Raw genomic sequence first — 26,684 nt, forward strand, 5'->3', positions numbered from 1 at the left:
CCGGATCGTTAGCGCATTGAAAAACTCAATGCGCAAGCAGATGCCTTGCGATCACCGGATACACGTCGACCGCAGCCTGCTTGCCGAATATGCAATCGATGTGGCCGTAACCGTCGATGATGTGGCGCTCGAACTTGTCCGGCCCGAACTGATCGACAAGCAGGTTGTACGTTTTCTCCGTGCTTTCGGGCAGGTACACGCGGTTTTCCGAGCCGTGAATGAACGCAATCGGCAGGTTCATGCCCGCGAGGTTGGGCATATATACGTCATCGCCGGAAGCGTTCACCACATGTCCCTTGCGAACGATCTCTGCCAGCTGGTCGAGGAGTTCGACATCGTGTACGCCGAACAGCTCCTGCAGATTCGAATGCAGCAGCTCGTCGAGCTGCGCATGCTCGTAGAGAAGACCATACATGAACGTCGCGCGATGACACACTGCGTTCGTGCATTCCTCATCGTCTTCTACCGGATAAAAGCGCAATGCGTCGTCGAGCAGATTCTTCGGCCATGAATCGCGTTTCGTGTACGCACTCATATCCTCAATACCGAAATGCTTAAGAATATCCGGCACGTGCAAGCCGGCCTTTATCCGCGCCAATGGCGGTGGAACGAGGTGCGCGGAAACCTGCGAGAGCACGACCGAGCGAACGCCCTTAAGCCCTGACAGCAGCGACATCGTGCAGGCAACCGCGCCGAAGCAGTGCGCGACAATCTGGATGCTGTCCGCGCCCGACAGTTCGCGCACTTTCGCCACAGCCGCGGGGATGTCGTATTGCGCGACGGCGTCGGCGGTCGTAGGATCGGGCGCGCTCGGCAGCTCGATGCTTACGCGCAGATCGACGAGCCACACATCGTGTTGCGTCGCGCACAGGAATTCGACGAGGTTCGTATCGATGAGGTCAGTCGAATAGATGCGGCTCGATACGCCTGAGCCGTGGATCAGCAACACCGGACCTTTGTCGCCGCCGTGGAAGCGGGTAAGTCTCAAAGTCTTGCCGTCATCGGTCTTGAAGAACGAGACTTGTGGAACTGGCGTGCGCAACGCGCGCTTCACACGCGGTGCCGCGTCAGGATCGAAGTACTGCAGCGGCGTCGCGACGCCGCCATATTCGTTGAACAGCATGCCGCTAAAGAACTTCCCGAATTTCACGGCCATCGCGAGCCGCGTTTCGTTATCGGGCGCGTTGGTAATGTCGTAAGTGCGGGACTGCTTCAGGAAATTCTCGAACGTGATGATGAGCGTCGCGGTGCCGATCACCGGCGCATCCTCGGCCGGCGCTTCGCGCATCTGACCGTAGAGCGTGTTCGTCTGCGTCCACAGTTCGAGCAGGGACGTGCGCGTAATGATTTTCTGCCCAAAGAAGTAGTACGCCTTGCCTTCTACGGACTGAAGCGTCATCCGGTAGTTCATGTCGCGCCGGTCGACGTTGTTTTCGTCGACGACGAAGAGGTTGAAACGCCCATCGCTGATCGTCAGCGGCTGCGATGAAAGTGCAGGACACGTCATCGTGCCGGACATGCCCGCCTGATGCCGCGGATTCTGCATCATGTCTTCGAGGTCGTCCGACTGGATGGTCGCCGTGAAGCGCATGTTGACGGCATCTTTCGCGCCTGTCGGCGTGTAGTCGCCGATCATCGTTTCTGTAAAGCGGATGCCGGCTTTCGGCGGCGCAGGCGGAGCGTTCGTGCCGGCGGACTCGTAGTCGATCGCCCAGCCCTGCGATGCGGCCAGTTGCGCGCAGTTGCGCTCGGCCAGCGCGGAAATCGTCAGCAGCGGATTGACGCCGAGCGACATCGGCATCACCGCGCCGTCCATCACGTAGAGGCCATCGTGTACCGCGTTGCCTGCCGGGCCGCTGAACACGCGGCCCGCCTGGTCGACGACGCCATTCGCGGCGTCTTCCGCCATGCCGCAGCCGCCTAGCGGATGCACGGTCACCTGGCGGTCCCTGAATGCGTCCAGGGATATGGGATTGCGCAGGTATTTGCCCCCCAGCGCGACAGTCGCTTCTTCGAGCGTCTTTTCGACGGTCTCGTAGATGGGCTGCTTGCCTGCATTGGGCCAGCTGATGCGCGGCCGGCCGTTCTCGACCGAAATCTGACCGCTTTCATCGTCGTGCGCCATCACGAGATACGTCTGCGTGTTGCGCATTGCGCCGTGATACGGTCCGCGCAGAATGCTTTCGAGAATGCGCGCTTCGTCGTCCAGCTTGCCTTCGCCCGGCAGATCCGGCACAGGCACGCCTGCGAGCGGCGCTGTGAGTCCAAGGACGCCCATCATCAGGCCGCCGATCGGCGCCGCGAGCGAACCTTCCTCGATGACGAAACCGTCCTTCACATCCGGCGTGTCGCGATGATCGATGATCCCGCAGATCGTCGGGCCGACCGGCGAAATCTCGCCTGGCTTGTGCGTACCCCAGCCGACGCCGTTGATTTCTGTATCGGTGTTGAACGCGAACGCGAGCACGTCGCCGTTGCCGGTGAAATGATGACCCAGTTGCGGCGAAACGGGCAGACCGGCTTCTCGGGAACGCAGCAGAATGGCGGTCGAACCGATCGTGCCTGCTGACAGGATCACATGATCGGCGGTCACGAAGAGGTCGGGAGCGTCGTAGATTTCCCGGCCGACGTCGACGATCTGGTAGCGCACCCGCCATTTTTGCGTGGCTGGGTCGCGCACGACGGAATGCACGGCAGCGCCCGTGAAAATCTGCGCACCGTGCGCGACGGCATCGGGCAGATAGTTCATGTGCGTCGAATTTTTTGCTTCGTGATTGCAGCCGGAATTGCAGTCGCCGCAGCCGATGCAGCGTTCCTGATGGACGCCTGCCGCGTTGGGTCCCGTCGTGAAAGTGACGGTGATCGGCGGCCGGTAGAAGCGCTGTTCCATACCCAGCGCTTTTGCCGACATTTCGAGCGCATCGAGTTTCGGCAGACGCGGAAAATCGTCCGGCACCCGCGAGGGCGTCAGCATCGCGACCGCGCGCGCGTAACCGTCGCGCAAACCGTCCTTGTCGTCGCGTACCGCGGCCGGCCAGCGCGGATCGTCCCACAGTCGCGGATCAGGATGCAGCGCCACGTTCGCATTGATCAGCGACGTGCCGCCGAGCCCGCAACCCACCACCGCGTTCACTTCGGCATTGAGGTGCACTTCGAGCAGCGCGAGCGGTGAGCCGATCTGCTTGACTGCCGTGTTGTACTGCACCTGCCCGGCACCTTCGATGGGCGTCGACGGAAACTCGCCCGCCATGAATTCGCGGCCCCGCTCGAGCAGACACACCTTGCGCTTTGCACGCGCCATGCGGCTCGCGGCAATAGCGCCGCCATAGCCCGATCCGACGACAACGACCTCGTAATGTGGCTCTATCGCCGCAATGGCGCTGGACAAGCGGTTCATACGACCACCTCTCATGCACGGGCGCAGGGCGGGGAAACCCTGGCAGGAATGGACGGGACTGGACGCGACAGCGCGGGGGAGCGCCCCGGGCCTATTTATCTTAGACGGCGCAAGCAGACGCAATTGAAAAAACGCGCAGTCTTTCATGCGGCCGGTCCGCACACGAAAGACTGCGCCCAGGCTGCGCTTCAGTTATGCGGCTGCTTCATTCATTTCCTGCGCGTTCGATTCGGCCGCGAGCAGATTCAGCGCGACGAGAATGGCATCGCGATTGTCGAGGTTGATCGCGATGCCGAGCACATCGACGAGCCAGCGGCCGATCTTCGTATTGGAAAAATCGTCGGCGTCGGCCGTCTTTTTCATGGTGACGCCGAGTTTGACGGCGCGATAGTGGTAGGACGGCACGCTGTATTGCGCGGCAACGGCCGACAGACCGCCCTTGCATTCGGAGCACCAGCCAAGGCTGCCGGCCAGCACGATCTGCTCCGGCTCCTCGAGGCTCGCGATAAAGGCCCGGGCGGCGCGGCGCACGCAGTGTTCGTTGAGACCGTAGTCCATCAACACGCTGTCGACCGGATCTTCGAGGGCCTGGGCGTGCAGGTCGATTTCCTGTTCCATGCCGTCGTTTTCCATGGAGACATTGCGTTGATGGCTTGCGCTACGCAGACAGTCGATCAGATAGCGGCGGAAATACGCACAGAGCGCGTAGCTGCTCGAGGGCGCGCTTTCCGGGCAGGCCTGCGATTCGGTATGGCCCGGCGCGAGCCGCAGCACCTTCGTATAGATGAACTGGGCGACGAGTTCTTCCTTGTCTTCACCGAGCGCCTGCAGTTCGACGGGATGGTACGTGCGCAGCGCGCGCCGGACGAGGTCGTACATCGACGCCATTTCGTCGTGCGACAGCTGCGTGCGGCGCCGCCACAGATCGGGCAGGATTGCGTCGTCGAGATGTCGTGCCAGGTCGCGGCCCGGAAGAGCGCCCATGAAAGCCTCCGTCGAATATTTGGGGCATGGAGCGCGGGGGAGGCGGATAATCCGCCGGGAAGCCGTGAATCTGGCTGTTTGAAAAGCCCCGAAAGGCTTTGGCCGCGCTGGTAAGTTGCAACCAGTATGGTTTTTACCGACGCCTTCGCCTATATGGATTAAGTGGTAGCTGATGGGTAAACTCCCGGGTAAACCATCGCTACGACGCGGCACAACGGGGCGAGCAGCCAGCACGGTTCGCCATTCAGACAGCTGGCTTCCAGCAAGGAGACCGCACGATGCGGGCCGATCCGATCCAGCGGGCCATTGACGAAGATCTTGTGCCGGTCCTGTACGCGCAGGACCCGATTGCCTTCGTGTCGCACTGGTTTTCGATCGTCGTACTGATCTCGATCTACTGGCCGGACATTCCGTCGCCGCATCTTTTCGCGTTGTGTTTCGGGTTTTACGCCGTCGCCAACTGCGCCGGGCTGGCGCTGTGGCTCTGCAATCGCCGGTGGCCCACCGCGCTGACGCCGCGCGGATGGATCAACCTTCACGCGCTGCGCGGCATGCTGCTCTACTCGGCGCCGGGCGCGGCCATCTGGTTCGCTTTCCAAAGCCCGCATGCCGACCTGCCGCTGCTGCACACGGTGATGCTCGTCACGCTTGCGGCGGGCGTGTTCATGGCCAACGGTTTCGATTTTCGCAACTTCGTCACCGCGATTCCGTTCCTGCTGTTGCCTTCGATTGCGCTGCATTTCAGCGTCCATACGTTCGATCGAACGATTCTCGCGATCGTCCTGGCGTTCTTCTTCTGCGCGATCAACGTGTATGCGTTGAGCTACCGGAAGCTGTTTCGCCGCGTGGTCGAGGCGCGCGTCGACCAGCAATATCTGGCGGAATCGCTGGCGGCGCAGAAGCTGGTCGCCGAGGAGGCCAGCCTTGCCAAAACCCGGTTTTTCGCGGCGGCGAGCCATGACCTTCGGCAACCGTTGCACGCGATCGGGCTGCTCGCCGCTTCGCTGAACGACGGCACGGTCGCGCCGGCGCAGCACGCGAAGACCGCCGACCACATCGTGCGCAACGTCGAGGCGCTGAACCAGCTGTTCAATCAGGTGCTCGATCTGGCGCGGCTCGAAAGCGGCGTGACGCAGGTGATCCGGCTGCATTTCCGGCTCGCCGAACTGTTCGAGCGTGTCGGCAGCCAGTACCGGCCGCAGGCCGCGGCGAAAGGGCTGGCGCTGCGCATTGCGCCGACCTCGATGATCGTGCACGGCGATCCGGTGCTGCTGGAACGCGTGCTGAGCAATCTGCTGTCGAACGCGGTGCGTTATACCGAGGAAGGCGCGATCTGGCTCGGTTTCCGTCGCGCGGGGCGGCGCTCGGGCGGCTATATCGAAGTGCGCGATTCGGGCATCGGCATTCCGCTCGCTGAACAGGGGCGCATTTTCGAAGAGTTCTATCAGGTCGCGAATCCGCAGCGCGACGCGCGCCAGGGGCACGGGCTTGGGCTGCCAACCGTGCGCCGCCTGGTTGACCTGCTCGGTGGCGAGTTGCAGATGAACTCGGCGCCCGGGCGCGGCTCGACATTCCGCTTCCTCGTCCAGGCGGGCGATCCGACACGGATCGTATCGAGCCTGAGCGATACGGTCGTGAACAGTTCGGCAATAGAAGGACGCTGCGTGTTGTGCATCGACGATGACCCGTCGATTCTCGAAGGGCTGTCGACGCTGCTTGGCCGCTGGGGCTGTATCGTGCGCGGCGTGCCGGATGAGATCCAGGCGCTGCAGGCCGTCGACGAAGGTTTCGCGCCGGACGCCGTGCTGTGTGACTACCAGCTGGCGAACCATCGCACAGGCGCCGAGGCGCTGTATGCCGTGCGGGATGTGCTGCGGCACGCGGGACACGGCGAAGTCGTCACGTTGCTGATTACCGGCGACATGGCTTCGCCCGAACTGGAGGCGCTCTCGGCGATGGGCATACCGGTGTTGCACAAGCCGGTGACGCCGGCGCGTCTGCGTCGTACGCTCGAAAGCCTCTGGCAGCAGCAGAAGCAGACGGCAAGCTCCGTGGAATCAACCGCAGCGGGCGGCGAGCCGGACGGCGCATCGCCTCCAGTCGCGATCGACGGGCAGCGTTGAGCGCGTTGCGTGCGTTGTGCGTTACTTCGCGCCGTCAAAGCGTCTTGCCCGCTTCGAGCCAGCCGTTGATGACCGCGATCGCGGTCGAGCGGTTGTGCACGCCTAGTGCCCGGAAAATCACCGACAGATGTACCTTGACCGTACCTTCGGCGACGCCCAGTTCGCGCGCGATCATCTTGTTGGTCCAGCCGCGATGGACGAGCCGCATGATGTCCTGCTGACGTGGCGACAGATTTTCAAGCAGATGCCGCTGATGCGGTTGCAGTTGGTGCGCGGGCGGTACGGTCTCGAGTACAGACGTCGCCGCACCGACGGCGGCTTCGGCGGTTGTTGTGGTGCTGCCTGCCGCTGCGCCTGCTGCGTCGCGCGTGCCGAGCAGACTTAACGCTTCCATCGGCACGTAAGCACCGCCGGACAGCACCAGTTCGATCGCCTTCAGCATCACGCTCGCGGGCTGGCGTTTCGGCACGAAGCCGAGTGCGCCGGCCGCGAGCACCGCGCGCATTTCGTCGGGCGATTCTTCGGCGGAAAGCACGACTACCGGCAACGCTGGATTCGCCTTCAGCAGGATTTCGAGCGACCCCGCGCCCTCCATACCTGGCATGTGCAGATCGACAATCGCGAGGTCGTGGTTGGCGTCGGGCCGCGCGGCGGCCGCGAGCGTTTCCCACGTATCGGCTTCGTCAAACTGGGCATCGGGATCGAGTCCGCGCAGCAGGCCTTTGACGCCCTGGCGGATCAGTTCATGGTCGTCGGCCACAAGAAACTTCATGATGTCTCCGCGTGTGGGCCCTGCCGTTTGTTTTACCACTCTTGTTGTCTGACGGTCGAGTCTGGCTGGCGCCGCAGTGTGTTTATTCTGCCCAATGCGGCGAGCCGATGCGCAACCGTCTTCTCCCTTTGTCGTCCGGTTGCCTGGCTGTCCATGCAACTTACGCGACAGGCCGTGCAGACATCCTTGCACGGCCTACCAGGTAGACGAGCGGATTAAAGCGATTTTGAACCGTTCAACGCCCAGCATTGCAGAATATGCAGCACGGGTCAAAACGATGTTGACCGCGTGCCGTCCGGGGCTAACGCGTGACGGCAAAGAGCGTCGCGTTCATGAAGATCCTGAACACGAAACCGAGCGATACGGCCGCTGCGACGCCGCCGCTCCACAGCGCGACAAACCAGAGCCAGCCTGGCAGACGGTAGCTTGCAGCGGCGCGGACGCGTGAGCGGGAACGGGTCAGAGGAATGAGGCGCATAGGGTTAGGGAATTCCATGATGCTGGCCGCGCTTTCTTCAGTGTCTTCAATGGTAGTGCGCGTCGCCGTGGCGAACCTTGCCGCGGAACACCCAGTAACCCATCGTCGTGTACGCGATGATGACGGGCAGGATCACGGCGGCGCCCACCAGCGTAAACACCTGGCTTGAACGGGGCGCGGCGGCTTCCCACAGCGTCATGCTCGACGGGATCGCGTACGGCCAGAGGCTGACCAGGAGCCCGATGTAGCCGAGCAGTACAAGTCCGAGTGCGAGCACAAACGGCGTGTTGTGATGACGGTCGCGCACCGCGCGTCGCATGAAGAACGCGCAGACCGCAACGAGGAACGGCACAGGCAGCAGGCGATAGAAGAGACCGTCGTGAAACCAGCGATCGGCTATAGCCGGATCCTGCAGTGGCGTCCACAGGCTCACTACCGCGATGAACGCGAGCAGCACCAGTGTCAGCGGCCAGACGACGCGATGAAGGCGCCGCTGAAGATCGCCTTCGGTCTTCGCGACGAGCCAGCAGCAGCCGAGCAGCGCATACGTGACGACGAGTCCAAGGCCGGTGAGCAGACTAAACGGTGTGAGCCAGCCAAACGCGTTGCCTGCGAAGCTGCCGTCGACCACTGGAATACCTTGCAGAAACGCGCCCAGTACGATGCCCTGAAAGAACGCCGCGCCGGCCGAGCCGCCGATGAACGCGAGATCCCAGAGATGTTTGGTGCGCCTGGCTTTCGAGCGGATTTCGAACGACACACCGCGAAAGATCAGGCACGCAAGCATGAACACGAGCGGCAGATAGAGCGCGGAGAGCACCGTCGAATAGACGACGGGAAACACGGCAAAAAGGCCTGCGCCGCCGAGCACGAGCCAGGTCTCATTGCCGTCCCATACGGGCGCGACGGTGTTCATCATCAGATCGCGTTCCTTCTCTTCGGGAAAGAACGGAAACACAATACCAATGCCGAGATCAAAGCCGTCCAGCACGACATACATGAAGAGGCCCAGTGCGATGATCGCGGCCCACACTACGGTGACGTCCATTTTATTTTGACCTTGAAATACAGGGGTTTTACGCGGCGTCGATCAACTGGTCGGCAGCCGAAAGCGGTCGACGCGCGGTGTGATCGGGTGTGCTGGCGGGCAAGCCATCATGCGTGTGGCCCGGCAGCGACGGACCGGAGCGCATCAGCTTCAGCATGTAATAGACGCCGGTGCCGAACACCAGGAAGTAGACGACCACAAACGCCATCAGCGAAATGCCGACCTGTTGCGCTGTCAGCGGCGATACAGCGTGCACGGTGCGCATCACGCCATAGACCACCCACGGCTGCCGACCGACTTCGGTCGTGATCCAGCCGGCGAGCAGCGTGATGAAACCCGTCGGACCCATCGCAACGACGAACCGCAGAAACCACTTCGATTGGTATAGCCGGTCACCGCGTCGCAACGCCCACGCCATCAGCGACATCATGATCATCAACACGCCGAGGCCGACCATCACACGGAAACTCCAGAACACGACCGTCGAATTCGGCCGGTCCTCCGGTGCAAAGCTCTTGAGGCCACGAATCTCGCCGTCCCAGCTATGCGTGAGGATCAGGCTGCCGAGGTGGGGAATCGATACGGCGTAGCGGGTCGTTTCGGCCTGCATGTCAGGGAGGCCGAACAGGTTGAGCGCCGTGCCGCCTTTTTCGGTGTCCCACAGGCCCTCGATCGCGGCGATCTTGGCGGGCTGATATTCACGCGTGTTGATACCGTGCTGGTCGCCGACAAATGCCTGGACGGGCGCGAGGATCAGCAGCATCCAGAGTGCCATCGAGAACATCTTTTTGACGGCCGGATCGCGGCGCCCCTTGAGCAGATGCCATGCACCCACCGCCGCGACGACGAGTGCGCCGACGATGAACGCCGCGATCGCCATATGCGCGAGCCGGTACGGGAACGACGGGTTAAAAATGATCTTGAACCAGTCGAGCGGCACGACCTGGCCGTTCACGACATCAAAGCCTTGAGGCGTCTGCATCCAGCTATTGGACGCGAGAATCCAGAACGTCGAGATCAGCGTACCGAGCGCGACCATCAGCGTTGCGCCGAAGTGTGCGCGCGGGCTGACGCGCTGCCAGCCGAACAGCATGATACCGAGGAAGCCCGCTTCGAGGAAGAACGCCGTCATCACCTCATACATGAGGAGCGGGCCGGTGACGGGGCCGGCGAAACTGGAGAAGCCGGACCAGTTGGTGCCGAACTCGTAGCTCATCACGACGCCTGAGACGACACCCATGCCGAAGGCCACTGCAAAGATTTTCGACCAGAAGAGGCAAAGATCTTTGTAGTACACCTTGCGGGTTTTGAGCCATCGCCATTCGAGCACGGCGATGAAGCTGGCGAGCCCGATGCTGAGCGCCGGAAAAATGATGTGAAAGGAGATCGTGAATGCGAACTGAAGCCGGGCGAGGTCGAGTGCCGAGATTGCGGTGTTCATGGTCAGATTGCGGAAATCAGACTACGCGCATCGACCGCTGTCGAAACGCACTGCAATGTGCAGATGGGCTCAAGAGTAGGGGAATGCGCGAGGATTTGCTGCGGCGCGGGATGAGATGCGATGGCGTGCCTGTCGTCACGCGAGCTGGCTTTATCGGGATAAGCCGTTGATCGGTATCGAGGTTTTCGCGGCGCTCATGGTGCACCGCGGCGTGGTGTCGCAGGGGGAAGTGCGGCAATCGACCGCGCTGGGCGCTAGCGAACGCGCTATTTCTCAGTGAGGCGAGAGCGCATCCGGTGACCGATCTTCAGGCACTCGAACCCATGTGCACACCAGGCCGAGATGACGAACGGCGCGGTCATGAAAGTCCATCCGCAGTAGCCGAAAGCCTGCTGCAGCAGCACCGATAGCGCGACGGCTGCAACCGTCACGCCAGCGCCGCAGTCCGCAACCGCAAGCGCCGTGAGTGCGCCGTTAAAGCCGGGCAAACCGGCATCGAGTGAAGAAGGAGTCGCACCCATCAACAGATGGCCGCCACTGGCAAGCGCGGCGCCCGATAACGCCCAGAAGGCATGTCGCCGGGAAGATGTTGCGATGCCCGCAATGATGAGCAAGCCCGACACCGTGCCGGAAGCGAACGTCGTTTGTGCAACGCCGGCGAGCACGCCATGAATCGCTTCGAGATACGAGGCCGCACCCACGCCATTCTGCGCATCTGGATGCGCAGCAAGCCGGACCAGCGGAAGCCATGCCCATGTCACGATCAGACACGGGCTCGAATAAAGACCCAGACGAAACCTGCGCAGCAAGCGCCGCCACGGACGGAGCATCCACGCGGTTGCGGTTGCAGCAAGAATAGCGGCTGCGGCGGCGGTCGCATCGTCGGCGATGAACGTGAATGCCGCCAGCGCGGCCAGCGCGCCATTGAAGCCGTGCAGGCCAGCGCGCGTATCGTGCTCGTCATAGCCTGCCAGCACGGCGCTGACATTCGCGGCAACTGTGCCGATGAGCGCCGCGCAAGCGAGCCGAAGGTCGCAGACCAGCAGCGCAGCGAGCACGCATGCGCCCGTCACGGCATTGCCCTGCAGCACGATCTGCCCCAGGCTTCGCAGCAGCGTGCGTAGCGCAGTGGATTCGGCCTGGGTGGTTGCAGCGTACATGTCGGATAACCGGGAGATCACGCGCGAAGCGCCCGGCGCGGTCAGCAGAATGAAACCGCGAGCATAGGTCACAAGCGTCGCATCCGGGATGTTCAGGTGTTGATAGTGGCTATTTGCGTGGCCTTGCGCCGAGGGGGACGCAAGCGGCAAGACACAGGATTGTGCGAGGATGACGGTGCGCGGTGTGCAGGCGCCAGCATGCGTACGTGGCCTGCAACTGCTTCCGCCAACTTGTCAGCCAGGAGGCATCGACATGCGTGAAGTACGCTGGGCATCGGAAGAAGGAGACGGCATCGAACACCTCGCGCTCGATGCACGCGGTGACGGGTTCTTCGTAGAGAGCGCCGTCGTTGGACAGCGCTATGGACGTTCGTACGGCCTCTGCTACAGCGTAACCTGCGATCTGCAATGGCGTGTCACCCACGCGTATCTGAAGATCGCCGGTGGCGGCGCGCTCGAACTGCATGGTGACGGCGCAGGCCACTGGCGCGACGGCGAAGGCCACACGCTGGATGCGATCGAAGGTTGTATCGACATTGATATCGCCGCTACGCCGTTCACCAATACGCTGCCGATCCGTCGACTTCAACTCGCGCCGGGTGCGCGCCAGCCCATTTCGGTGGCGTATATCTCGACGCCGGATCTCGCCGTCACACGCGTTGAGCAGGCGTATTCCTGTATCGACCTCGACCGCGAGTATCGTTACGAAGGCATTTTCCGCAATTTTGCAGCCAACATGAAAATCGACGAAGACGGTCTGGTCATCGACTATCCGACACTGTTCAGACGCCTCCCGACACCCGGTCCCTGAAACCCTCGCCACGTTCGTGTTGTGCAGCGAAGCGATCGATGCGCCGCAATCGATGCGGGATCACGCAGCACAACGCAGTGCCCCGCGTCGATTTCCTCGCGAAGGCTTTCATAACACGGCGTTTAAGCCTTGCGGCCGACGTCCTGCGGCGGCGTATCGGCACCTGCGCCGAGCGCTCGCTGCATCAGTGTTGTGTCGAGCCAGCGCCCGTGCTTGAAACCGACAGCCTTCAACGTACCGGTCAGTTCGAAGCCGAGACTGCCGTGTAGCGAGATCGACCCGCCGCTGCCACCATCGGCGATCACGGCGATCATCTGCCGCCACGGGCCCAATTCACACCGCGTAATCAGCGCCTGCAACAGGATGCGGCCGATGCCACGCCCGCGAAATGCATCGCTGACGTAGATGGAGTCTTCAATCGTGTGCCGGTACGCCACGCGCGGCCGGTAGGGCGTCGCGTAACAGTAGCCTGCAACGACGCCGTCGATCTCCGCGACCATATACGGCAGGCCGTGGCCGAGCACCGATTCACGTCGGGCGCGCAGGTCGTCGACCGAGGGCGGCGTTTCTTCGAACGATGCGACGCCCGTCAGCACGTGGTGCGCGTAGATGGCCTGAATGGCCGGCAGATCGGCTTCGGTTGCATCGCGTACGAGCGGCGCGGCGGTGTCGGATAAAGCGTTGGGTCGGGTGTGGGATGCTTCGTTCATGCGTGTCCTGTCATGGCGCTACGGTGCGAGCTTCAACTATGCCCGTAGTGCGCGCGAATTTGAAGCCGCTCAAAAATCTGCGCGACACCCGCCGTCTTTTTCATGCATGAAAAACGTAAGGCAGAGCATGTGCCCGGCAGACCCATGACGTTTGCGCATGTCATCCACGTGGTATATACCTTCGTACGTGACGTAATCCGTGAAGCTGACAGGGAGCATGCATGAAATCTGGCCGCCGCCTCCGCGTTACTAGCGGCTGGCGCGACCAGGAGGCGGTTCAGGGTTCAGCTATGTGAGTACATGTCCTGATTCGACGCCCGATGCGCGTAGTGCCGATGATGCTTCGGCTTGTGCTTAGTCTTCGGGGCTTCGGTGGCGCTCGCGTTGTGTGGCGCGGGTGCCGGCTGCGTTTGTGCCTGCGGCTGCGTTTGTGTTTGTGTTTGTGTTTGCTTCGGCGTGGAACCAGACGGCGACGCGGGATGTGCGTTGCCCGGCTGCACGGTTGTCTGGCCTTCGCCGAAGCGATACGTCTGCGACGTTTGTGCCTGAGCGGCAACGGATAGCGCAGCGAGCGCGAAAGCGGCGAATGTCAGGGATTTCGAAAGCTTCATGAGCCCTCCGTTCAAAGCGAGGGCGACAGCATACCGCAAGGGCCTCCCGATGCTGCGTCAGCCAGTCGCGCGGCGCTGATGGGTGGCGCGCACGCGACAAAGGTGAGGAAAACCAGGAGCCGCCCGCGCTTTCTTAACCCGCCGTTCGCGGTGCAGGCGCGCTTTTCGCAAATCGCCGCGCGCCGCCGACACACGCCACCACCACGACCGTCACGACAATCATCGCAGGAGGCACCTGCTCGTGCAGCAGCAGCGCGGCGAGCATGAGCCCGAAGAACGGTTGCAGCAGCTGCAACTGCCCCACGCCAGCGATGCCGCCGAGCGCCAGCCCGCGATACCAGAACACGAAGCCGATCAGCATGCTGAAGAGCGATACGTATGCGAGTCCCCAGAGCGCTGCGTGGCTCACGCCTGCGAACGACGCGGGCCATGCCCACCAGGTCAGCGGCATCATCAGCGGCAACGACAGCACCAGCGCCCACGAAATCACCTGCCAGCCGCCGAGGTGACGTGACAGCCGCGCGCCTTCCGCGTAGCCGAGCCCGCACACGATAATCGCGGCCACCATCAACGCATCGCCGAGCGGCGAAGCGTGATCACCGTTGCGCAGTGCAAAGGCGACCACCGACGCGCTGCCAATCGCGGAAAACAGCCAGAATGCCGGCCGCGGCCGCTCACCGCCGCGCAGCACGCCAAAGATCGCCGTCGAAAGCGGCAGCAAACCAATAAACACCACAGCATGCGCGGCCGTGATGTGCTGCAGCGCAAGCGCGGTCAACAGCGGGAAGCCGATCACGACGCCCAGCGCAACCACGACGAGCGGCAACAGATCACGGCGGGTCGGGCGCGTCTCGCGAAACAGCACCAGCAACGCAAGCGCCAGCGTGCCGGCGATCGTCGCGCGCGCGACGGTCAGGAAGATCGGATCCAGCCCCTCGATCGCGATGCGCGTCGCGGGCAGCGAGCCGCTGAAGATAAGTACGCCAACCAGTCCGCTGAGCCAGCCGTTGCCTGTCTTTTTCATGAGTAATGTTCGATGCCAGGTCAAAACGTCGAGCATCCTCTCTCGCGAGATAAAGCGTAAGCTACGGATCAGTACAATTCGAGCAAACTGTACCGATCAAGGAGCAGTACGGATGGCGGAAGATGACAGGGTCAGCTCAGCAACTGCCGGCACGCGCGTCGCGCTGGTGATGAACACATTGCGCGAGCGCATCGCCAGCCGCGCGTTGATGCCGGGCGCGCGCGTGCCGTCGATCCGCACGATGACCGAGACGCTGGGCGTGTCGAAATCGACCGTGGTCGATGCGTACGACCGGCTTGTCGCGGAAGGCGCGATCGTGTCGCGGCGCGGCTCGGGTTTCTTCGTTTCCGGTCACGCGCCGCCATTTGCACTCGCTGATATCGGCCAGCGGCTCGATCGCGATGTGGATCCGTTGTGGCTCACGCGACAATCCCTCGAAAGCGACGCGAAAGCGTTGAGGCCCGGTTGCGGCTGGATGCCGGCCGCGTGGATGCCGGAAGAGGGCGTGCGTCGTGCGTTGCGGGCCATTGCGCGCGATTCGCATGCGCCGCTCGTCGAATACGCATCACCACGCGGCTTGCCCGCGCTGCGCCAGCATCTGGCGTGGCGGCTGTCGCAGCATGGTCTCGATGCGCCACCCGAGCAGATCGTGCTCACCGATGGCGGCACGCACGCGCTCGATCTCGTCTGCCGTTTTCTGCTCGAACCGGGCGATACGGTGTTGATCGACGATCCCTGCTATTTCAACTTTCAGGCGCTTCTGCGTGCGCATCGCGTGCGCATCGTGAGTGTTCCGTACACGCCGTCAGGACCTGACCTTGCGCAGTTCGAGCAGGCGTTGATCGGGCATCGTCCGCGGCTCTATGTGACGAATTCGGCGATTCACAATCCGACCGGGGCGACGCTGGCGCCTGCAATCGCGCATCGTCTGCTCAAGCTCGCGGGCGAGCACGATCTGCTGATTGTCGAAGACGATATCTTCGCTGACTTCGAGGATGAACCTGCGCCGCGGCTCGCCGCGTTCGATGGCTTTGCGCGCGTGGTATCGATCGGCAGCTATTCGAAGACGCTGTCGGCCGCTGTGCGCTGCGGTTACATCGCGGCGCGTGCCGACTGGATCGAGCCGCTGATCGATCTGAAGCTCGCGACGTCGTTCGGTAACGGCGAACTGGCAGCGGGTGTCGTGCATCGTCTGCTGGTGGACGGCACGTACCGGCGCCATCTCGATAGCATGCGCACACGGCTCGCCGACGCGATGGGCGACACTGCGCGCCGTCTGACGCAGACAGGTCTTCTCATCTGGACGCGGCCACGCGGTGGCATGTTCATCTGGGCGCAGTTGCCTGGTGCACTCGATGCCGCGCGGGTCGCGCGGCATGCGCTCGCGGAGAACGTCGTGTTCGCGCCGGGCAACGTGTTCAGCGCGTCGCAATCGGCGCCGGGATTCCTGCGTTTCAACGCATCGCAATGCACGCGGCCAAAGGTATACGAAGCGCTGCAGCGCGCGATGGAACGCGCGGCCCGCGATACGTGATATCGCGGGATGTTGCACGCACAACCATCGTCAGGCGGCGTCAACCGGTGTCCCGGCCGCCATGAAATGCCGCCCTCGCGTTACTGCTTTCCACACAGCAACAGCAACCGTTCCTGGTCAGTGCATGGGCGCTTTGGCGACTTTGCGGGTTCATCCGTCGCGGGGGCGTTAGTCGCTGCGACTGCGGTCCTGTGCGCGAGGCACACGCGCAGCCGTTTCTCCACCGGCGGATAGTATTTCCATCCTTTGCCGAGGTTCGGCAGTTCCATCTTCACCTGTTTCCACTTCGGATGACCGTGTTCCTGAAGGTTGTCGAAGTTCGCGCAGAGCGAATCGGCGAACCGGTTGAGATTGCCGACGGTGTCGCGCAGGTTGTAGTCGTAAGTCACGAGGAAGGCTTTTACCGTCAGCGTCTGCACGTCTTCCTTCAGCCAGTTCGGATAGCTCGACGCGCGGATCGTCGCCGGGAAATAGGTCTGTTTTGCGCGCACGGTTTCTGGCGCGGCCGGATCGACCTTGAGCACGCGGATCTGCTCCAGCAGTTCGGGATTCATGTCGGTGAAGAGCTTGGCCGGCTGTCCCGCGACGACTATGGCAACGTCGATCTTCTTCACGATCAGCGCGGCGAGCGCATCCTCGTTCGATAGATGTTGCGCGTACTGATCGGGAACGGACGTGCCGAACATGAGACGGTATAGCGTGGTCGCCGACTGCGCGGTGCCGCTGCCAATCAGCCCGATGCTCATGTTCTGGTTCTTGATCTCGTTGATCGTCTTGAGCGGAGAGTCGGCACGCACGACGAAATAGATTTCCTCGTCATAGAGCGGCATGATCAGACGCAACGGGCGAATGGTTGTGCCCGCATCTGTATTGCCGCCGTTCGCCATGTCGACGTAAGCCTGATATACGTCCGACTGCACGAGCGCGAGCTTCACGCCAGGCTCGAAGCGCATGCGCTGCACGTTCTCCGCCGAGCCCTTGGACGGCACCACTTCGAGGTCGATACCGGCGGATGGCGCGACCCATTTCGCGAGGTCCGCGCCAATCTGGATGTACGTACCGCGCTCCGGTCCCGTGACGATCTTGTAGTGCGCGTTGTCCGCCAGCGCCGCCGACGACGCCAGCGCCAGTCCGACACATCCCGCCAGAATGATCTTGAACATGGTCTCCACCTTTTCTGTCTGGTTGTAACTGACACTCGCGCAATGGCACGCGAAGCGTCGAATCCGGTCTTGAATGTTATGGGCGGGGGGGCCTCGCCTGTGCATGTTGTCTGATGTGCTGGTTCATGACGTCACGGCGTCATCGCTTCAACGCACCGACGACGCAGTGGATGCCTTCGCCGGATGACTCCAGCCCGATTCGCGGATCGCGCGTTCCTGTGCGTCGATGCTGCTGGTGTCTGTTGTCGTCGTCTGCGTCGATGTGGTCGGGGAAACTGGAGCCGGCGCGGGTGTGGCTGCGGCTGTGGCATTGGGCGTCGGCGTGGGCGTAGCCATGGCTGTCGTGCGCGGCGGTGTGTTCACCGGCGCGGAGACCATGGGTCGACGCGCCACGGGCGGACGCGCCACGCGCGCGGGCGGTGCGGCTGCGGCCACGGCCGGTGCGGTCGCAGCCGCACCGCCGCGCGCCGTCGGCAACGCGGGGGAATTCCAGCCTGCCTCACGGATTGAACGTTCCAGCAGCGCCTTGACGCCGGGATTGGTTGCATCGACAGCGAGCGCATCTGATGCGTTGTGCCGCACGCAACTCCATAGACGGTCCTGTACGCAAGAGTTCGCCGCGCGCACAAAAGCGTCGCGCTTCAACATGCGTTGCAGCAGATCCTGCTGCATCAACCGTGCTTCGGCGTTATCGGGCTGCGTCGCCAGCGCTTCTGAGAGCGACGCCTGCGCGCCTGCCAGATCGCTCGCCTCAAGACTCGCGCGCGCCGCCTGTAGACTTTCGGGGACGTCGCGATGTCGCGTCAGGGCGCGAGCGGGCAGAGGCGGCACGACCGGTGTCGCCGCGACGGCAGCCGCGGGCGCCGCGGAGGGCAACGGCGGCAAGGTCGGGATGGGCGGTATGGACGGCGACGCAGCCACTGCCTGCCGCGTCGACGGGGCAGGCGCCGCGGGTGTCACCTTCGCAACGGGGGCAGCCGGAGCAGCCGGCGTTCGAGCCGGCGCAACAGGCGCGATCGATGCGACGCTTTCCGACGGACGCGCCGACGACGCACCCTGATAAGGCTGGATACTGCCGCTCGTGCTGGTGGTGGCCGGTTCGTCGATTGCAGAGTCGGCCCTGTGTTCGCTGAAGAGCGTGTAACCCGCGTAGCCGAGCGCAAACAGAAAGAAGCTCAGCACGAGCCCCTTGCTGAAAATCCAGCGGCCCACGCTGCGCCATATGGGCTCCGGCATGCTGAGCGGAGGAACCGGCGTATCGGGTAGCATCAGCGGCTGCGTGTGACCGGCCGGCTGCGGAACGTCCCCTGGCAAACCGGATGGAACATCCGGCGCGCGCGGCGGATGCGGATGAGCGAGCGCGTCGGCCTTCAGGCGCACGCCGTAAGCGACTGCGTGACTGGCGCCGCACCATGGACACGTTTCGTCAGGCGGATACAGCGCGCCGCCGCAACGTTTGCATGGCGTCGGGAATGTCTGGCCGGGACGAGTCTGGGTGGACATGCGTTCAACCCACCAGTTATACGCTGTGCCTCTGAACGGCACGCTTCAGATCACCATCAGGGCGACCTGCAGCATCTGCGTGATTCACGGTACATATGCACTGGTCGACGGACGAACCGAAGAAGATTCGGGGGTCGCCTGAGTGCAATATGTGTCGTTTCAGCGCCAACGTCAATCGCCGTTGTCACCTACCGCACACATCGGACACGGATACGTCAGGAGGACGATTAATACAGACGATTTTTGTATGCACCACATCACAGCACACTGGATGCCAGGCGGCCTGGTCAGATGAATGTTGACTGTCCGTACGGCCGGACGCGTAGTACGTCCGGCCGTTTCGAGGCGGGGAATGCCTGCCGCAGTCAATGATGTTTGCGCAGCGGAACATCCTTGAACAGCAACGCCAGCACGAACGCAAGAACGACCACGCATGCCGCGACAAAATACACGGTATGCAGCGCGCCCGCGAATGCCTGCAGATAGTCGTCGCGCAGCGCAGCCGGTAGCTGGTGGATCGTCGCCGGTCCGAGCGACTGCGGCAATTCCGTGCCTGCCGGAATGAGATCGCTCAGGCGCGAGCGAAGCTGGCTCGAAAACACCGCACCGAACGCAGCGACTCCCACCGAGCCACCGATCGAACGGAACAGCGTTGCACCCGATGTCGCAACGCCCATGTGCCGGAATTCGACCGCGTTCTGCGCGGCGAGAACCAGCACCTGCATCACCATGCCGAGCCCGAAGCCGAGCAGGCCCATGTAGATATACATCACGTAGATGGGTGTCGAAATTTCCAGACGCGCAAGCAGGATCATCGCGACGGCGACGAGGAACGTGCCCGCGATCGGAAACATCCGGTATTTACCGATCTTGCTGATCGCGCGACCTGTGATGACAGACATCACGAGCAGGCCACCCATCATCGGCAGCATCTGCATACCGGCTTCTGACGGCGTCGAGTTTTTCACGACCTGCAGATACACAGGCAGGAACGTGACCGAACCGAACATCGAAACGCCAACAATGAAGCCGATCAAACAGCTCAGCAGGAACGTGCGGTTCCTGAAAAGCTCCAGCGGCATGATCGGTTCCACTGCGAGGCGTTCTTCATAAATGAACCCACCGACGCACACGAGGCCGACCGCGAGCGTGAACCACAGTTGCGGCGAACTCCACGGCAGGATCGTGCCGCCCTGACTCGTGAAGAGGATGATGCAGGTCAGCGCGGTAGCGAGAAAGCCGGCGCCCATGTAATCGATCGCATGCTTGATGTGCTTCGTATGCGGCTTGAAAACGGCGGCGATGACGAGCAGCGCGCCAATGCCGAGCGGCAGATTGATATAGAAAATCCAGCGCCACGACAGATGCTCGACGAGGAAGCCGCCGAGCAGCGGACCAATGACGGTCGCAAGGCCGAACACGCCACCGAACATGCCCTGATAGCGGCCACGGTCGGCCGGTGGAATGACGTCGCCGATCGCTGCCATCGTGACCACGAGCAGGCCGCCGCCGCCGAGACCCTGTAGCGCTCGCAGCAGGATCAGCTGCGTCATGTCCTGCGCGGCGCCACAGAGCGCGGAGCCGACGAGGAACAGCACGATCGCTGTCTGCAAGACGATCTTCCGGCCGAACAGGTCGCCGAATTTGCCGTATAGCGGCACGACGATCGTCGAAGCGAGCAGATAGGCCGTGACGACCCACGACAGGTTCTCGAGGCCGCCCAGTTCACCGACGATCGTCGGCAGGGCGGTCGAGACGATTGTCTGGTCGAGCGCGGCCAGTAGCATGACGAGCAGCAGGGCGGGAAACAGGATGTGTAGCGGCGGGTGCGATGCGGTATTCGCGGACGAAGGCGCATCGACGTGGGTTTCATCGACGCTCAGTGAAGTGGACTGATCCATGTGCCGGTGATGTCGCTTGATATTAATTAATGTGAAGATTAATATATGCGATATCAGACGTATCGTCAAACGGATATGGCACAGAGAAAAATCGGAGGCGGCGCGGCGCAAAGTGAGCATGTCGCTGGCAACGCAGATGTCGCCGACGCCGGCGCCGGGGCGGTGACGGGCGGCGTTGCCCCGCGGCGTCCCGGGCGACCGACGGGCAGCGCGCGAGGGCCGGAACAGCGTACGAGGCTGCTCGATGTGGCGCTGGCGCTGTTCGCGCGGCAGGGCATCGTCGATACGACGCTTGGCGCCATCGCGCGCGAGGCCGGCGTCACGCCGGCGATGGTTCACTACTACTTCAAGACGCGCGACCAGTTACTGGACGTACTCATCGACGAGCGTTTCATGCCGCTGCGCGCGGCGCTGGGCGGCGCGTTCGAGGCAAATCCTGATGATCCCGTCGCAGCGATTACCCAGCTGGCGCGGCGTCTTGTCGATGTCGCGATCGAATATCCATGGTTCCCGCCGCTTTGGGTGCGCGAAGTGATCAGCGAGGGCGGACTGCTGAAGCAGCGCATGCACGCGCGGTTCGGCGACGCGCACCAGAAAGCGTCAATCGACTGCATCGCGAAGTGGCAGAAAGCAGGGCGGCTCAACGCGAATCTGGAGCCGTCGCTCGTTTTCCTGTCGCTGCTCGGCCTGACCATCCTGCCGCTCGCGACATCGAAGGAATGGCGTAACGACCCGATCCGTCGACAGATCACCGCCGACGACATTGCCCGCCACGCGATCGCGTTACTCACGCACGGCGTCGGACCGAATATCACGACGCGCTGAGCGAAACCGGAATCGAAGCTGATGCGGCACGCATCGTGCTGAAAACGGTTGAATTCAGAACGTCGACTTCGCGTGGCGCCGGACGCGTTTCTGGTGGCCGGTTGCATGGGCCCGCGTTACAACCCGGGCGGGAGCAGAATCCGCGTATGTGGGCGCGCTGAAAGAGACCGGCCGTGCGTTTCTGTGCCGCCGGACAACTACGGCGGCAATCCGCGAGAGGGACTCGCGACGACATGAAACCCTGTAAAAATGACGTACAGTGCGCATTTTTTCATGCGCGTTTTCATGTCCTCGCCTTGATCCCGCGCTATCGTCCGCTACGCTTCACGTAATGCGGTAGTGTCGAGAGTGGTCGACAACGCGATGCGCGCGCACGCCGCTCAACGCAAAAATGGTTGCAACCCGTCGCGCGAAATCGGGTCCTACCTGAACGTAGCGCGCCGGTTCATCCATGCAACAGTTGCGCGTGACCGCCTAACCTGTCTATATAGCAACAAAGCAAAATGAACGGAGAGTTGAGACTCGATCAAGCAACGATCGTGCTCGTCGAGGATGACCCGCAGAGCCGGGAATCACTGGCGAGCCTGCTTGAATCGGAAGGGGCACGCGTCGTCGCGGTCGCGGACGCGGAAGAAGGTGTCGAGGCGGCGGTCCGGTTGCTACCGGATGCGATCGTCTGCGATATCGATTTGCCCACGATGGACGGTTTCTACCTGATCCAGCGCCTGCGCGACCACGAGATTCGCGGTGACCATTCGCCTACGGTGGCGGTTGCGCTCACCGGTCACACCGACGACACCTACCGCCTGCGAAGTATCGGCGAGGGCTTTCAGCACTTCATGACGAAACCGGCCCGGCCGGATGCGCTGGTCACGCTGCTGCGTGACGCGATCGAGGCGCGTGCGGCAGGTTGATTTTCGTGTGAAGTAATGCGGTAACCCGTGGGGCAGGCGCGAGCCTGCTTCGCTGCATGACGCGTGGCGTCAATCGCTGGCGATTTCCGCGTTTTTCGCGGGCCTGGTGTCGGGTTTGGCGTCTTTAGCGGCGTTCGCCGCCTGACACGCGGCGCAGAGGCCTTTCAGTTCGATTTCATCGCTGGCGAGGCTGTAACCCGCATCTTCGATCTGTGCGACGAGCGCCTGGCGCAACTTCGGTTGATGCAGTTCTGTGACGTTGCCGCATTGCTGGCACACCACCAGGATGCCGTGCTGGCATTGCGTCAGATCGTGGCAAACCGTGAACGCGTTGATCGACTCGATCCGGTGCACCAGTCCGGCCGACAGCAGAAAATCCAGCGCGCGGTACACCGTGGGCGGCGCCGAGCCGGGATGGATCTGACGCATGTCGTCGAGCAGCGAATACGCCTTCGTCGCCCGACCCGATGCGAGCAGCAGTTCCAGCACCTTGCGGCGGATCGGCGTCAGTTTCTCGCCGCGTTCGCGGCAATATTCTTCCGCCAGCGCGAGCGCCGCCTCAGGCGAGGCGGCGGCTGCGGGCCCGTGGTCGTGATCGTGCGCAGTCGTGGAGGAGGCGTTCTTCATGCGTCGATTATACGGGGCATCGCGAACTTCGATCGAACTGCGCTGCCAGCTCGCGCCCGGCCGCCTCGTCGCCCATGTCAGCCGTTCAGGTCAGCGGCAGATCGATGAACTTCCTGAAGCCCGGACGGTTTTCCAGCCGCGAATACCAGCGCTCCAGATTCGGCATCGACGGACGCTCGATGCCTTCGAGACCGAACCAGCGCTTCGCGTAAGCGCCGAGCACGATGTCGGCGTGCGTGAAGTGGTCGGTTTCGAAGAAGAAGCGGCCGGCCAGATGCGAGTCGAGCTGCTTCCAGAGCGCGCTGACGGCTTGCACGTTGTTCTCTAGCGCAGCCTGATCGCGGTCGGCGGCCGGTGTGCGGACGATCGACCAGAACACGGGCCGCTCTGCGGGCTGCAGCGTACTCAGCGACCAGTCCAGCCAGCGGTCGATGCCCGCGCGGATTTTTGGATCGGCGGGGTACAGCAGGCTCGACGGCGGTCCATACTGCAGCACCAGATAGCGCAGTATGGAATTCGACTCCCACAGCACGTAGTCGCCATCGACGAGCGTCGGGACCTTGCCCGTCGGATTCATTGTCAGATAGTCGGGCTCGCCGTTGCGGCCGAACTGCATGCCGGCGTCGATACGTTCGTACGGCAGCGACAGCTCATCGCAGCACCACAAAACTTTCTGGACATTGACCGAGTTGGCCCGTCCCCAGATCGTAATCATTCGGCAGTTTCTCCTGGAAGGCAAAGCGCTGCGTATAACCGCAGCGTCAAACTGTTAACGATACACGAGGAAGGCTGTTTTTACCGATCGTGGGAACATCGCTGCGTACAATATATCCACTTCAAAGTGACGAGGCATCGCATGGCCCGCATAGTCCCCGACGACTGGAAAAATCTCGCCGCCACCGGCGCCGCTTCCCGTGAACGCGAAACGCTGGCGCTGCTCGAGCACGCGTTGTCCGACGACTACACCGTCTATCACGGTGTGCACTGGACCCGTCTGAACCAGGGCTTTTCCGTGTTCGGCGAAGCGGATTTCGTGATCGTCAGCCCGTCAGGGCGCGTGATGATCATCGAGCAGAAAACCGGCTTCCTGCGCGAGACGCCAAAAGGACTCGTCAAGGTCCACATGCAGACCGAACGCAACGTGGCAATTGCACTTGCGCGAACGGTCGAAGGCATGCATCGCCGCTTCACGGCGGCGTTCGGCGCGAACACGTATTTCATCGAGGAACTGCTGTACTGTCCCGACCACGTCGTGAAAGACGCAGCGATTGCCGGCGTGAACCCGGCGCGCATCGTCGATGCGACGCGCAAGGACCGGCTCGCCGCGATCATCCGCGACGCGTTGCCGGCTGACGAACCCCGTCTGCCTTGCGCGGCGAAGATCCACCACTTTCTCGCAGACGAACTCGCGCTGACGCCGGACGCGAGTGCGCTCGTCGGCCAGGCGGGCACACTCGTCACGCGTCTTGCGGGCGGCCTCGCGACGTGGGCGCGGCGGCTCGAATTCGCGCCGTTCCGTCTGCGCGTGATCGGCACGGCCGGGTCGGGCAAGACGCAGCTCGCGGTGCAGGTCATGAAGGACGCGGTCGCGGAAGGCCGGCGCACGCTGTACGTGTGCTTCAACCGGCCGCTCGCGGATCACATCGCGCGCGTTGCGCCGCCCGAGGCGAAGGTCGCGAACTATCACCAGCTATGCGACTGGATCGCACGCGATGCCGGACGTGCACCGGATTTCGACGCGTCGAACGTATTCGAACAACTCGAGACCACGTTCGCGCAATCTCCGATCGATGAGCGCTGGCAGTTCGATGTGGTGATCGTCGATGAAGGGCAGGATTTCCAGCAGCCATGGGTCGCGGCCATCGAACGGCTATTGCGGCCGGGCGCGGCGTGGTGGTGGCTCGAGGATCCGCTGCAGAATCTGTATATGCGTGCGCCCGTCGAGCTGCCCGGCTGGACGACGCTCAAGGAGACCACGAACTATCGCAGCCCGCGCGACATTCTCGATTACGTGCGCGATCTCGTCGGTGCGTCGGCGCCGCTAGCGGCAGGGCTCACTTCAGGCAGTCCGTTCGACGGCTCGGACACTTCGTTTTCGACCTACGACGAGGCCAACCCCACGGAAGGCAGCATCGATGCAACGAAGCGCGCCATCACGCACGCGCTCGGGCTTGGCTTTCGCAAGCAGGACATTGCGGTGCTGTCGTTTCGAGGACGGGAAGGTTCGGCAATGACGGCGCTCGATCATCTCGGCCCGCACCGTCTGCGCAGTTTTACCGGCAAATACGATCTGTTCGGCAACCCGGAGTATCGCGAGGGCGACGTGCTGCTGGAGTCGATCTATCGCTTCAAGGGGCAATCCGCGCCGTGCGTGATCCTCACCGAAGTCGATTTCGATCAGTTCGACGAGCGCATTGCGCGCAAGCTGTTTGTCGGCGCGACGCGCGCGACGATGAAACTGATTGTTGTCGCTACGCAGCGCGCGGCGCGACATCTGCGTGCGCCGGAAGCAGACTGACACGTGCGATGCAGCGGATGCGGACCTGCGCAAACGCGCGCAGGCCGCGTCGGTATGAAAACCTCAACGCCACGCCGACGCACCCACGAGTGTCCCGCTGTGCGCGATCGCATCCCACCAGATCACCCGCAGCAGCGGCGCCTGCTGTGAGATCAGGATGGCCTGCACCGGATCGCTTTCGATGAAGTGCGTGACGCCACAGCGCAACACGGCCGCCGCCTTGTGCGCCGCTGCGCCTGCGGGGGTGTGATCGTGAAGCCCGGCTGCACGCATTACGAGTTCGAGATGACCGAAACCATGCCGGTCGAGCCACGCCTGCGTGCGTGCGCGGTCCATTTCTGGCCGGCCGGTGACAATCGCGCGCGTATGTTGCAGGTCGATACCCGGCAACGTCTCGAAGGGCAGCAGCAGGTCGCGTTCGTTCAGCGCGGCTTCGAGGTCGGCGTCGTAGCGCGCGGACGGCACGTCGGGTAACAGGATGCCGTCGAGGTCGATCGCATACGTCGCGTAGTCGTGATCGTCGGCCATCGGGGCGCGGCGGCCCGCTTCGCTCGCGGTCCAGTCGTCGCGATAGCGAGCGGTATGCGCCTGGCGCTCCCACGGGAAAAGCGCGAAATAGCCGCGCGCATCAAGCGAGAAATCGGGCTTCGTACGGCTCAGTTCGTCGAACGCGCCGGTCAGCGTGCGCACGACGAGCCCATGCCGTTCGAGAAACGCGATGCAGTCGACGAGCGTGAAGCCGCGCCCCGCGATGTCTTCGCACAGCAGGATCTTCGAGCCCGGCACGGGCATGGGTAGCGAGGAGTCCCACGTGACCTCGCGCGTTGCGCGTTCGTAGCGCAGGAACGCGACCGGCACGCCGACCGCATGCGACACCATCAACGCCAGCGGCGCGCCCCCGCGCAGAATGCCGGCGACGGCGCCAAAGCCCTCGTCGAGCAATGCGGGTTGCAGCGATTCGATCCAGTGATCGAGCTGTTCGTACGTAACGGGAAGAACCGGTTTGTTCATGAGTCGACTGGCCGGCCGCGCGCGATGCGCGTCGGCCTTGTGCGGTAGCGGTGCGGGCATTTCTTTGCCGGCGGCGTTTGGCGATATTATGCCGGTGTTCCGGAAACCCGTTGCGTGGCCAAAGGGACC

22 protein-coding genes are annotated in these 26,684 nt (G+C 62.9%); 6 read left to right on the top strand and 16 right to left on the bottom strand.

Going from position 1 to position 26,684, the window contains the following annotated elements:
* Window positions 1-25 precede the first annotated feature (25 nt).
* Together P3T16_RS29710 and P3T16_RS29715 are read right to left on the bottom strand one after the other, a co-directional pair.
* A complete protein-coding gene (locus tag P3T16_RS29710; protein ID WP_429344967.1) occupies window positions 26-3,397 on the bottom strand; it encodes an alpha/beta fold hydrolase in 3,372 nt (1,123 codons plus the stop codon).
* A gap of 192 nt (window positions 3,398-3,589) precedes the next feature.
* Window positions 3,590-4,381 (bottom strand): hypothetical protein, encoded by a 792-nt coding sequence (locus tag P3T16_RS29715; protein ID WP_429257275.1) that lies wholly within the window; start codon window positions 4,379-4,381, stop codon window positions 3,590-3,592.
* A gap of 278 nt (window positions 4,382-4,659) precedes the next feature.
* Between P3T16_RS29715 and P3T16_RS29720 the strand changes: the two genes are divergently transcribed.
* Window positions 4,660-6,504 carry an ATP-binding response regulator gene (locus P3T16_RS29720; protein WP_429344968.1) on the top strand — a complete coding sequence of 615 codons (1,845 nt, stop codon included), beginning with the start codon at window positions 4,660-4,662 and terminating at the stop codon, window positions 6,502-6,504.
* Window positions 6,505-6,538: 34 nt separating this feature from the next.
* Here the strand turns inward: P3T16_RS29720 and P3T16_RS29725 are convergent, their stop codons facing one another.
* From P3T16_RS29725 to P3T16_RS29745, 5 genes are all read right to left on the bottom strand, one after another.
* Window positions 6,539-7,276: a response regulator gene (locus P3T16_RS29725; protein WP_429344969.1), complete on the bottom strand. Its 738-nt coding sequence runs from the start codon at window positions 7,274-7,276 to the stop codon at window positions 6,539-6,541.
* A 301-nt stretch (window positions 7,277-7,577) separates the two neighbouring features.
* Window positions 7,578-7,754 (bottom strand): hypothetical protein, encoded by a 177-nt coding sequence (locus tag P3T16_RS29730; RefSeq protein WP_429344970.1) that lies wholly within the window; start codon window positions 7,752-7,754, stop codon window positions 7,578-7,580.
* 46 nt (window positions 7,755-7,800) lie between these two features.
* Complete coding sequence (cydB, locus tag P3T16_RS29735; protein ID WP_429257279.1) at window positions 7,801-8,802, bottom strand: cytochrome d ubiquinol oxidase subunit II; 1,002 nt, start codon at window positions 8,800-8,802, stop codon at window positions 7,801-7,803.
* A gap of 28 nt (window positions 8,803-8,830) precedes the next feature.
* Window positions 8,831-10,243 (bottom strand): cytochrome ubiquinol oxidase subunit I, encoded by a 1,413-nt coding sequence (locus tag P3T16_RS29740; RefSeq protein ID WP_429344971.1) that lies wholly within the window; start codon window positions 10,241-10,243, stop codon window positions 8,831-8,833.
* A gap of 266 nt (window positions 10,244-10,509) precedes the next feature.
* Window positions 10,510-11,403: an urea transporter gene (locus tag P3T16_RS29745; protein ID WP_429344999.1), complete on the bottom strand. Its 894-nt coding sequence runs from the start codon at window positions 11,401-11,403 to the stop codon at window positions 10,510-10,512.
* Window positions 11,404-11,656: 253 nt separating this feature from the next.
* Here P3T16_RS29745 and P3T16_RS29750 point away from each other — a divergent pair, with 253 nt between their 5' ends.
* Window positions 11,657-12,214: a putative glycolipid-binding domain-containing protein gene (locus P3T16_RS29750; protein WP_429344972.1), complete on the top strand. Its 558-nt coding sequence runs from the start codon at window positions 11,657-11,659 to the stop codon at window positions 12,212-12,214.
* 122 nt (window positions 12,215-12,336) lie between these two features.
* On the opposite strand, the gene P3T16_RS29755 is transcribed toward P3T16_RS29750, so the two are convergent.
* From P3T16_RS29755 to P3T16_RS29765, 3 genes are all read right to left on the bottom strand, one after another.
* On the bottom strand, window positions 12,337-12,924 hold the full coding sequence (locus P3T16_RS29755; protein ID WP_429344973.1) for an N-acetyltransferase family protein: 588 nt from the start codon (window positions 12,922-12,924) through the stop codon (window positions 12,337-12,339).
* A gap of 284 nt (window positions 12,925-13,208) precedes the next feature.
* Window positions 13,209-13,535: a hypothetical protein gene (locus P3T16_RS29760; RefSeq protein WP_429344974.1), complete on the bottom strand. Its 327-nt coding sequence runs from the start codon at window positions 13,533-13,535 to the stop codon at window positions 13,209-13,211.
* Between the two features lie 133 nt (window positions 13,536-13,668).
* Window positions 13,669-14,559 (bottom strand): DMT family transporter, encoded by an 891-nt coding sequence (locus tag P3T16_RS29765; protein WP_429344975.1) that lies wholly within the window; start codon window positions 14,557-14,559, stop codon window positions 13,669-13,671.
* A 112-nt stretch (window positions 14,560-14,671) separates the two neighbouring features.
* Between P3T16_RS29765 and P3T16_RS29770 the strand changes: the two genes are divergently transcribed.
* Complete coding sequence (locus P3T16_RS29770) at window positions 14,672-16,093, top strand: PLP-dependent aminotransferase family protein (RefSeq protein WP_429257285.1); 1,422 nt, start codon at window positions 14,672-14,674, stop codon at window positions 16,091-16,093.
* A gap of 80 nt (window positions 16,094-16,173) precedes the next feature.
* Here P3T16_RS29770 and P3T16_RS29775 read toward each other — a convergent pair whose 3' ends face one another.
* The 3 genes from P3T16_RS29775 to P3T16_RS29785 all read right to left on the bottom strand — a co-directional run bounded on the left by P3T16_RS29775 (window position 16,174) and on the right by P3T16_RS29785 (window position 20,660).
* Complete coding sequence (locus tag P3T16_RS29775; protein ID WP_429257286.1) at window positions 16,174-17,256, bottom strand: TAXI family TRAP transporter solute-binding subunit; 1,083 nt, start codon at window positions 17,254-17,256, stop codon at window positions 16,174-16,176.
* Window positions 17,257-17,403: 147 nt separating this feature from the next.
* Window positions 17,404-18,759 carry a hypothetical protein gene (locus P3T16_RS29780; protein ID WP_429344976.1) on the bottom strand — a complete coding sequence of 452 codons (1,356 nt, stop codon included), beginning with the start codon at window positions 18,757-18,759 and terminating at the stop codon, window positions 17,404-17,406.
* 365 nt (window positions 18,760-19,124) lie between these two features.
* Entirely contained in the window at window positions 19,125-20,660 is a 1,536-nt protein-coding gene (locus tag P3T16_RS29785) for an MDR family MFS transporter (RefSeq protein ID WP_429344977.1), read from the bottom strand.
* Between the two features lie 75 nt (window positions 20,661-20,735).
* Between P3T16_RS29785 and P3T16_RS29790 the strand changes: the two genes are divergently transcribed.
* The gene (locus P3T16_RS29790) at window positions 20,736-21,485 is read left to right on the top strand and encodes a TetR/AcrR family transcriptional regulator (protein WP_429344978.1); all 750 of its coding nucleotides are present in this window, start codon (window positions 20,736-20,738) and stop codon (window positions 21,483-21,485) included.
* Between the two features lie 503 nt (window positions 21,486-21,988).
* Window positions 21,989-22,399 carry a response regulator gene (locus P3T16_RS29795; RefSeq protein ID WP_429344979.1) on the top strand — a complete coding sequence of 137 codons (411 nt, stop codon included), beginning with the start codon at window positions 21,989-21,991 and terminating at the stop codon, window positions 22,397-22,399.
* 69 nt (window positions 22,400-22,468) lie between these two features.
* On the opposite strand, the gene P3T16_RS29800 is transcribed toward P3T16_RS29795, so the two are convergent.
* Entirely contained in the window at window positions 22,469-23,026 is a 558-nt protein-coding gene (locus P3T16_RS29800; RefSeq protein WP_429257291.1) for a Fur family transcriptional regulator, read from the bottom strand.
* A gap of 85 nt (window positions 23,027-23,111) precedes the next feature.
* Window positions 23,112-23,741, bottom strand: a complete 630-nt coding sequence (locus tag P3T16_RS29805; RefSeq protein WP_429344980.1) for a glutathione S-transferase family protein — start codon at window positions 23,739-23,741, stop codon at window positions 23,112-23,114.
* A 141-nt stretch (window positions 23,742-23,882) separates the two neighbouring features.
* Here P3T16_RS29805 and P3T16_RS29810 point away from each other — a divergent pair, with 141 nt between their 5' ends.
* Window positions 23,883-25,544 (top strand): ATP-binding domain-containing protein, encoded by a 1,662-nt coding sequence (locus P3T16_RS29810; protein WP_429344981.1) that lies wholly within the window; start codon window positions 23,883-23,885, stop codon window positions 25,542-25,544.
* Between the two features lie 63 nt (window positions 25,545-25,607).
* Here the strand turns inward: P3T16_RS29810 and P3T16_RS29815 are convergent, their stop codons facing one another.
* The gene (locus tag P3T16_RS29815) at window positions 25,608-26,555 is read right to left on the bottom strand and encodes a phosphoribosyltransferase family protein (RefSeq protein WP_429344982.1); all 948 of its coding nucleotides are present in this window, start codon (window positions 26,553-26,555) and stop codon (window positions 25,608-25,610) included.
* Between the last annotated feature and the right edge of the window lie 129 nt (window positions 26,556-26,684).

Origin of the sequence: Paraburkholderia sp. GAS42, from assembly GCF_050436565.1 — a bacterium.
Taxonomy (GTDB): domain Bacteria; phylum Pseudomonadota; class Gammaproteobacteria; order Burkholderiales; family Burkholderiaceae; genus Paraburkholderia.